At 72.4% G+C, this 6983-nt stretch carries 7 protein-coding genes; 5 read left to right on the top strand and 2 right to left on the bottom strand.

Annotated elements, in window-relative coordinates; all coding sequences use genetic code 11:
* Positions 1–121 precede the first annotated feature (121 nt).
* On the top strand, positions 122–1042 hold the full coding sequence (locus ASG05_RS11530) for an AEC family transporter (protein ID WP_056260935.1): 921 nt from the start codon (positions 122–124) through the stop codon (positions 1040–1042).
* Positions 1043–1129: 87 nt separating this feature from the next.
* Here ASG05_RS11530 and ASG05_RS11535 read toward each other — a convergent pair whose 3' ends face one another.
* Positions 1130–1966: an exodeoxyribonuclease III gene (locus ASG05_RS11535; protein ID WP_056260938.1), complete on the bottom strand. Its 837-nt coding sequence runs from the start codon at positions 1964–1966 to the stop codon at positions 1130–1132.
* A gap of 212 nt (positions 1967–2178) precedes the next feature.
* Between ASG05_RS11535 and ASG05_RS16405 the strand changes: the two genes are divergently transcribed.
* From ASG05_RS16405 to ASG05_RS16410, 3 genes are read left to right on the top strand one after another with little or no spacing between them, the layout of a single operon-like run.
* Complete coding sequence (locus tag ASG05_RS16405) at positions 2179–2343, top strand: hypothetical protein (RefSeq protein ID WP_157490200.1); 165 nt, start codon at positions 2179–2181, stop codon at positions 2341–2343.
* The gene (pyrE, locus tag ASG05_RS11540) at positions 2340–2897 is read left to right on the top strand and encodes an orotate phosphoribosyltransferase (RefSeq protein WP_056260650.1); all 558 of its coding nucleotides are present in this window, start codon (positions 2340–2342) and stop codon (positions 2895–2897) included. The genes ASG05_RS16405 and pyrE overlap by 4 nt, the downstream gene beginning before the upstream one ends.
* Positions 2894–5278 carry a septum formation family protein gene (locus tag ASG05_RS16410; protein ID WP_056260652.1) on the top strand — a complete coding sequence of 795 codons (2385 nt, stop codon included), beginning with the start codon at positions 2894–2896 and terminating at the stop codon, positions 5276–5278. The genes pyrE and ASG05_RS16410 overlap by 4 nt, the downstream gene beginning before the upstream one ends.
* A 67-nt stretch (positions 5279–5345) precedes the next feature.
* Here ASG05_RS16410 and ASG05_RS11550 read toward each other — a convergent pair whose 3' ends face one another.
* The gene (locus ASG05_RS11550; RefSeq protein WP_056260654.1) at positions 5346–6158 is read right to left on the bottom strand and encodes an HAD-IIA family hydrolase; all 813 of its coding nucleotides are present in this window, start codon (positions 6156–6158) and stop codon (positions 5346–5348) included.
* Between the two features lie 76 nt (positions 6159–6234).
* On the opposite strand from ASG05_RS11550, the gene ASG05_RS11555 reads away from it, so the two are divergent.
* Entirely contained in the window at positions 6235–6909 is a 675-nt protein-coding gene (locus ASG05_RS11555) for an RNA methyltransferase (RefSeq protein WP_056260940.1), read from the top strand.
* The last annotated feature ends 74 nt before the right edge of the window (positions 6910–6983 follow it).

Genomic DNA, 6983 nt, shown 5'->3' on the forward strand with positions numbered 1-6983 from the left:
CGGCCGGCCCGACCCGCGGCCGGCCCGACCCGCGGCCGGCCCGACCGGCGGCCGGCCGGCCGACCTGCGTCCGGGCCGACCCGGCTCGGTGGCCGGGCCGCGATGGGACAGGATGGACGCCATGGGTGGAGTGCTGATCGGGTTCGCGATCATCGGGGTGGTGATCGCGACGGGCTACGTCGTGGGCCGCATCGACCTGCTCGGCGCCTCGGGGCACCAGGTGCTCTCGAGGCTCGTGTTCTTCGTCCTCACGCCCTGCCTGCTGTTCTCGACGATCTCGCAGGCCGACGTCCACGTGCTGTTCTCGCGCCTCCTGGTGGTGTCGGCCCTGGCGTCGTTGGTGGCCGCCGTGATCTCGGTCGTGGTGCTCCGGTTCGTGTTCAAGCGCGGCACGGCCGAGACGACGATCGGCACGATGGGCGGCGCGTACGTCAACGCGAACAACATCGGCCTGCCGGTGGCCACCTACGTGCTGGGCAGCGCGACCTTCGTCGCACCCGTGCTGCTGTACCAGCTGCTGGTGCTGACCCCGGTCGTCCTGGCGGTGATGGACACCGTCACGAACCGGGGCAGCAGCCTCGGTCGCACCATCGCCCGACCGTTCACCAACCCGCTGCTGATCGGCTCGGCCCTCGGGGTCGTCGTGGCGGTCACCGGGCTCGAGATCCCCGCCGCGGTGATGGAGCCGTTCGCACTCGTCGGCGGCGCTGCCGTGCCGGTCGTGCTGCTCTCGTTCGGCATGTCGCTGCACGGGTCGAAGCCGTTCCAGGCGGGGCATGGGCGCGCCGACATCGCCGTGGCGGTCGTGCTGAAGCTCGTCGTCATGCCGGTGACGGCCTGGCTGCTCGGGGCCTTCGTCTTCGACTTCGACCGCGACGAGTTGTTCGTGGCCGTCGTGCTGGCCGGGCTGCCGTCGGCGCAGAACGTCTTCAACTACGCGCAGCGGTACCGCACGGGCGTCGTCGTCGCGCGTGACACCGTGCTGGCGACGACGATCCTCTCGGTGCCCGTCCTCGTGCTCGTGGCGGCCCTGCTGGCCTGAGGCCGCGGCACGACCTGTCGGCCTGACGTCGTGGCACGCCCTGCCGGCCTGGCCCGCGGCACATCCGCCGGTGCCGGGCTCCGCAGGTCAGAAGATCATCGGGCGGTCGTCGTCGAGCTCGGTCTCGAGGTCGAGGTCGACCACGACCGGCACGTGGTCGCTCGGGGCGTCGCCCTTGCGCTCGTCGCGGTGGATGGCCACCGACGTGACGAGGTCGTCGAACGGCTTCGACCCGAGCACGAAGTCGATCCGCATGCCCTCGTTCTTCGGGAAGCGCAGCTGCTTGTAGTCCCAGTAGGTGTAGCCCTCGGGCAGGCGGGAGCGGACGACGTCGGTCAGCCCGACCTCGTCGAACCGGAAGAAGGCGTCGCGCTCGGGCTGGCTCACGTGCGTGTGCCCCTCGAAGACCGACACGTCCCACACGTCGGTGTCGAGCGGGGCGACGTTCCAGTCGCCCATGAGGGCCAGGGGCTGGTCGGGGCGTGCGGCGAGCCAGCCCTCGGTCTCGTCGGCCAGCTTCGCGAGCCAGTCGAGCTTGTAGTGGTAGTGCGGGTCGTCCAGTTCACGGCCGTTGGGCACGTAGAGGCTCCAGAGGCGGACGCCCTCGACGGTGACGCCGATCGCGCGGGCCTCCTTCGGTTGGTCGGGCCCCTCGGCCCCCTTGGCGAAGCCCGGCTGCGACGGGAAGGTGATCTCGACGTCCTCCATCGGCAGGCGACTGGCGAACGCCACGCCGTTCCACTGGCTGAGGCCGTGCAGTTCGACCTCGTAGCCGGCGTCGCGGAACGCGTCGTACGGGAACTGCTCGGGCTTGCACTTGATCTCTTGCAGGCCCACGACGTCGACGTCCTCGCGGACGAGCCAGTCGACGACGCGCCCGACGCGGGCTCGGACGGAGTTGACGTTGTAGGTCGCGACGCGCATGACCTCCACGGTACCGGCCCGGCGGCCGTCGCGATCTGGGTCTCCGGGTCTCCCTTTCCGGCACTTTCGTTGCCCAAAGGGCAACGAAACCCTTCCCTTCTGCCCGAGAGGCGGGTATGACTGTCCTCATGTCGGATGAGAGATGCAGAGTTCCGGAGGGGCACGGACACCGTCGCACGAGTCGGTACGTGGGGACGCCGGGGGTCGACCCCGTGCACATCGAGCGGTACCCCGGCCGGTCGTCGGCGTCCGTCGACGCCCGCCTCGCGGCCCTGGCCACGCGTCGCGTCCTGCGCTACGAGGACTTCTTCGTGCCCCCGGGCGCCTGGTCCGAGCTGCACCACCTCACGCAAGGCCGCCTGAACTACCATGGGTGACCGTGACCGACGCACGAACGCAGCTCATCGACTACATCGGCTCCGAGGCCGTCTTCCACGGTGACTTCACCCTGACCAGCGGCAAGAAGGCGACGTACTACATCGACCTCCGCAAGGTCAGCCTCGACCACCGGGTCGCGCCGCTGATCGGTCGGGTCATGGTCGACCTGATCGCCGAGGTCCCCGACGTCTTCGCCGTGGGCGGCCTGACGATGGGCGCCGACCCCATCGCGGCGGCCGTGCTGCACCAGGGAGTGGCGCTCGGCAAGGATTACGACGCCTTCGTCGTCCGCAAAGAGCCCAAGGACCACGGTCGCGGCAAACAGGTCGAGGGCCCCGACCTGGCCGGCAAGCGCGTCGTCGTGCTCGAGGACACCTCGACCACGGGCGGTTCGCCGCTCGCCGCCGCCAAGGCCCTCGAGGCCGTCGGGGCCGAGATCGCCGCCGTCGCCGTGGTCGTCGACCGCAGCACCGGTGCTCGAGAGGTGATCGAGGCGGCGGGGTACCCCTACTACGCCGCCATCGGGCTGGAAGACCTCGGGCTGACGCCGTGACCGACGACCGGCGCGACGACGAGGGCGACACCGGCCGCGAGCCGGACGACGCCAGCGACTGGCTGGCCGCGCAGTTCGACGGATCGGCCGACGACGTCGTCGACGACGAAGGAGGCGCGGGTCGCGACGGCGACGCAGCCCCCGTAACCGACGCACCCGCTCGCGGCGACGACGCCGCTCGCGGCGACGACCACGCCCGCGGCGACGACCTGCCGCCGACCGAGGCGATCCCCGTCGCGGACATGCCCGAGTTCCGTTCGGCGGACGACGCCCGCGCCGACGACCCCCGCGCCGACGACGCTCGGTCCGGCGACGCTCGGTCCGGTGACGCTTCGGAGTCGACCACGGCCCTGCCCTTCGTCGTGCCGGAGGCACCGGCCGGTTCGCCGCCACCCAAGACCTCCGGCCACCCCCAGGCCCTCGACCTGGGTGCGCTGCGAGGTGCGGTCGAGCCGCCTCGGCCCCCGTCGTCGGTGCCCGTCCCGGACGAGCCGGCGGTCGTCGAGGGCGAGGGGGCCGCCGACCCCGCGGACGCCGACCCCGCGTTCGCATCAGACCGTGTGACCGCGTCCAGCCATGAGACCGTGTCCGACCGCGAGGCTGCGTCGGATCGCGAGGCTGCGTCGGACCGCGACCCCGAGTCCGACGGGACGCCTGAGCCGGGGCCCTTCACTGCCCTGATCTCGGCACCACGGTCGGAGGCGTCCTCACCCCGGACCTTCGACTGGGACGCTCTGCCCGAGCCCGAGCCCGAGCCCGAGCCCGAGCCCGAGCCCGAGTCGCTGCCCGAGCCTGAGCCTGAGCCCGATGCCGACCCGGAATCGGCACCCGAACCCGAGTCGGCACCCGAAACCGAGCCGCGGACTGCCGTCTTGCCGCAGCCCGACGCCGAGGTCCGGTCCTCGCGCGACGAGGTCGAGCGGGCGGAGCCCGACGCAGCCACGGCCGCCGCAGCCGACGCGACACCCGCCGAGGCCACCGACTCGGCGCCCGCCGAGACCACCGACTCGACGTCCGGCGCCGACGCGCCGTGGTGGGTCGAGGAACACCATGAGATGACTCGCCGTGAACGCCGGCTGGCCGAGGCCGCAGCGGCCGCAGCAGCCGCCGCCGGGGGAGCGGTGCCCGGAACGACGGGTGCACCCCCGCTCGTCGGCCCGTCGCCCGTGCCGCAGACGAGTCGATCAAGCGATGCCTCCGCAGGCCGCGACGACGCCGTCGAGGCCCCTGTCGAGCCGTCCGACCGCGAACCGACCTTCACCGAGATCCTCGGGGTCGTGTCGCCCGGGGCTGGCCGTCCGCAGGCGACCGACGAGCCCGATCCCGAGCCGCAGCACGCCGCCCCGGCGGCGGGCGCCTGGTCGCTCTCCAGCTCGGGCACCGTGTCCGACGACGTGGCCGCTGCTCCAGGCGACGCGGGCGCGATCCATGACGACGTCGCCCAGGACCACACCGTCCACGACCTCGACGACGACGACCTCACCGAGATCGACGACGATGGCGACGGCATCGACGACGGCGACGAGGTGACGACCGCGACCGGGCTGTTCGCGCCTCCTCGGTCCGCGGTCGACGACCGCCCCGACGCCGAGGGCACGACCCAGGTGCTGCCGGGCCTGTCGGCGTCGGTCGCGGGCTCCGAGCCCGGCACCTCCGGTCAGCGCGCCGCCGCCTGGCCGACGCCCGAGCGGCCTCGGCGCGAGGTCGGCAGTGCCGGCGTGTTCGTCCCGCAGACGCGGCCGGCCGACGTGCCCGCCGCGCGTCCTGCCCGAGGGTCGGGTCTCGCCGACTGGGTCGGTCAGCACAAGGTCCTGGTCGCCGTCGGCGCCGCGCTCGTCATCGTGCTGCTGCTCGTCGCCCTGTTCTTCATCTCGAGGTCGCTCTTCGCCTCCACCGACGACCTGACGACCGACCCGTCCGCGGCCTCCGCCCCCACCGCCGCGCGCACGGTGACCGCCGCCCCGGCCGAGCCGGCCGCCGAGGTCGCCCCCGCCGGCCCGCTCGCGGCGGGCACCCACTCGTACACCGACCTGCAGGGCGGCGAGTGCTTCTCGGCGTTCGAGTCGGCCTGGCAGCAGGACTACGAGGTCGCCGACTGCGCCCAGCCGCACGTCGCTCAGCTGACGCGCCTGGGCACCCTCGACGGCGACGCCTACCCGGGTGCCGACGTGCTGCAGAGCCAGATGAACCTGCTCTGCACGGGCTCGGACGCCCTCGACCGGCAGGCCGCGGCGGCCTACCCCGACGTCCAGCTGCTCGCGAGCTACCCCGCCGACGCCGACGCGTGGGCGGCGGGCGACCGCACCTACTCGTGCTTCGTCAACCGCAGCGGCGGCGAGGCGCTGACGACCAGCCTCGTCGCGACCACGGCCGCGGGCTGAGCGCCCGACGCGACCCGCGCCTCCTGGTCGTCACGGCACCCCACGGGGTGCCGACCGCGTCGCGGGGTCAGGCCTCGGACGGCACCACGTCGGACTCGACCGGTTCGCTGCGCACGAGTTCGTGCACGCCCGCGAGGATCTCGTTCGGGCGGAACGGGTACCGGTCGATCTCGGCCTGGTCGCTGATGCCCGTCATCACGAGGATCGTGTGCAGGCCAGCCTCGATGCCCGCCATGATGTCGGTGTCCATGCGGTCGCCGATCATCGCGGTGTTCTCGCTGTGGGCGCCGATGCGGTTCATCGCCGAGCGGAACATCATCGGGTTGGGCTTGCCGACGACGTAGGGGTCTCTGTTGGTGGCCTTCGAGATCATCGCCGCGATCGCGCCGGTGGCGGGCAGCACGCCGTCGGCGCTCGGGCCCGTGGCGTCGGGGTTCGTGACGATGAAGCGTGCACCACCGAGGATCAGCCGCACGGCCTTGGTGATCGAGTCGAACGAGTAGTTGCGGGTCTCGCCGACGACGACGTAGTCGGGGTTGGTCTCGGTCATGATGAACCCGGCCTCGTGGAGGGCGGTCGTCATGCCGGCCTCGCCGATGACGAACGCCGAGCCGCCGGGCATCTGCGACCGGCAGAAGTCGGCCGTCGCCATGGCGCTCGTCCAGATGCGCTCTTCGGGCACGTGCAGGCCCGAGGCCCGCAGCCGGGCGGCGAGGTCACGCGGCGTGAAGATCGAGTTGTTCGTCAGCACGAGGTAGGGCGTGCCTTCGTCTTGCCACTGCTGGATGAGCTCGGCGGCCCCGGGCAACGCGTGGTTCTCGTGCACGAGCACGCCGTCCATGTCGGTCAGCCAGCATTCGACGTCTTCGCGTGCACCCATGCGGTCACCTTAGCGAGGTGCTCTGCGAGCCGAGGAGGCGCGGGTGGCGCCTGTGGAGAACGCCTACCCTGGTCGGGTGCCCCAGGACGACGACCGCGCCCCCGACCCGACCGAGTCGACCGACCCGCCCGAGCCGACCGTCGACCCCGAGCACGGCGTCGGGCCCTGGCCCGGCGGTGAGGCCGCGTGGCCCGAGGGCGACCACTGGGACCTCGACCTGCTGCGCGAGGGCGACCGGCGCAACGTGATCGACCGGTACCGGTACTGGACGATGGAGGCGATCGTCGCCGACATCGACTCGCACCGGCACCCCTTCCACGTCGCGGTCGAGAACTGGCAGCACGACATGAACATCGGCTCGATCGTCCGCAGCGCGAACGCCTTCGCGGCCGACACCGTGCACATCGTCGGGCGTCGTCGCTGGAACAAGCGGGGCGCCATGGTGACCGACCGCTACCAGCACGTCGTCCACCACCCCGACGTGGCCACGTTCGTCGCGTGGGCCCGGGGCGTCGGCCTGCCGATCCTCGCGATCGACAACGTCGAGGGGTCGGTGCCGATCGAGACCTACGCCCTGCCCGAGCGGTGCGTGCTGCTCTTCGGGCAGGAGGGGCCGGGGCTCAGCCCCGAGTCGATCGCCGCGGCCGACGCCGTCATCGAGATCTCGCAGTTCGGGTCGACCCGCAGCATCAACGCCTCGGCCGCCGGCGCGATCGTCATGCACGAGTGGGTGCGCCAGCACCGCTTCTGAGCCGACGCCTTCGTGTGCCGCCGCGTCGGGTGGGCGGGCTGTCGTTCTCTGCCGCCGGGCAGGCCGACGGCCCC

Source organism: Frigoribacterium sp. Leaf186 (assembly GCF_001423905.1).
GTDB lineage: Bacteria > Actinomycetota > Actinomycetes > Actinomycetales > Microbacteriaceae > Frigoribacterium.

What these genes read in the sequence shown, in the direction of transcription:
- ASG05_RS11530 (WP_056260935.1), top strand. Translation starts at nt 122, where the DNA reads ATGGGTGGAGTGCTGATCGGGTTCGCGATCATCGGGGTGGTGATCGCG.
- ASG05_RS11535 (WP_056260938.1), bottom strand. Translation starts at nt 1,966, where the DNA reads ATGCGCGTCGCGACCTACAACGTCAACTCCGTCCGAGCCCGCGTCGGG.
- ASG05_RS11550 (WP_056260654.1), bottom strand. Translation starts at nt 6,158, where the DNA reads ATGGGTGCACGCGAAGACGTCGAATGCTGGCTGACCGACATGGACGGC.